Annotated in this window: 2 protein-coding genes; both read right to left on the bottom strand. The window is 67.1% G+C overall.

Going from position 1 to position 1260, the window contains the following annotated elements; translation table 11 throughout:
• Window positions 1–870 (bottom strand): aspartate aminotransferase family protein (locus tag JCM25156_RS17075; RefSeq protein WP_025814103.1); only part of this gene is annotated, 870 nt, incomplete at its 3' end.
• 75 nt (window positions 871–945) lie between these two features.
• On the bottom strand, window positions 946–1260 hold a 315-nt coding region (locus JCM25156_RS25695; RefSeq protein ID WP_034960643.1), incomplete at its 5' end, for a LysR substrate-binding domain-containing protein.

Here is a 1260-nt window from a genome sequence, read left to right as displayed (position 1 = left end):
GGGGCCGACCGCGTCCATGAGTTCGGCGCGTCCGATCACGCCCGAAAGCGGCAGGCCACCCCCCATGGACTTCGCCACGGAGACAAGATCGGGCTGCACGCCGGAATGTTCGATGGCGAACATGCGGCCCGTGCGGGCGAAGCCGCTCTGCACCTCATCGGCCACGAGCTTGATGCCATGTTCGTCACACAGCCGCCGCAGGGCCACAAGCAGTTCGGGCGGCGCGACACGGAAGCCGCCTTCACCCTGCACGGGTTCGATGATGATGGCGGCGACGCTGGTGGGCGGCAGGTCGGCCGCGAACAGGAAGTCCAGCATGCGCAGGCTGTCCGCCACGCTGGTCGCCGCGTCGGGGAAGGGGATGTGATAGACCTCGCCGGGCAGGGTGCCGAAGGGAGCCTTGTAAGGTCTGACCTTGCCCGTCATGGCCGAGGCCAGCAGCGTGCGCCCGTGGAAACCGCCGGTAAAGGCGATGATGCCGTTGCGCCCCGTCGCCGCGCGCGCGATCTTGACCGCGTTTTCCGTCGCCTCGCCCCCGGTGGAAAAGAAGACGGTTTTTGCCGGCCCCGCGAAGGGGGCCAGCGCGTTCAGCCTTTCAGCCAGCGCGATGTAAGGCTCATAGGCCGAAACCTGAAAGGCCGTATGGGTGAAGCGGTCAAGCTGGGCGCGCACGGCCTCGATCACCTTCGGGTGGCGGTGGCCGACATTCAGCACGGCGATGCCGCCCGCGAAATCCACATAGCGGCGGCCTTCGACATCCCATAATTCCGCATTTTCCGCCCGTGCGGTAAAAATGGGGGTGGCCGTCGCCACACCGCGGGCAACAGCGTGGTCACGGCGGGCGAGGAGGGTGGCGTTGGTGTCTGTCATGGCCTGTGGCGTCCGGTCCTGATGGTTGCGGTGTGGCGGGACACGCCCGCCTTCATGCCCCCTTCGGTAACGGCTTCAGGACCGGGTGGGGAGGCGCTTTTTGAGGGTGGTTTGGTGATTGGAAGTCACCGCCTGCCCCGCATCCGTTCTGAACTGCGCCTCCAGCCATGTGCGCAGCCTGACAAAGGCGCGCGCCTGCCATGTCTGCTCCGTGGTGCGCAATACGTAGGTGCCCAGCGCGGCCGCGTGCAGCGGCATGTCGGTGGTGGTGACGCGTACGAGCTGGCCGGTATGCAGGTCGTTTTCCAGCAGGTAGGTATTGGCCAGCGCGATCCCTTCGCCCGCGCGGGCGGCGGCCAGGGCCAGATGGGCCTGCCACAGGCGGTCATA

This window comes from Komagataeibacter kakiaceti JCM 25156 (genome assembly GCF_000613305.1).
This window is presented reverse-complemented; position numbering and strand designations above follow the sequence as displayed.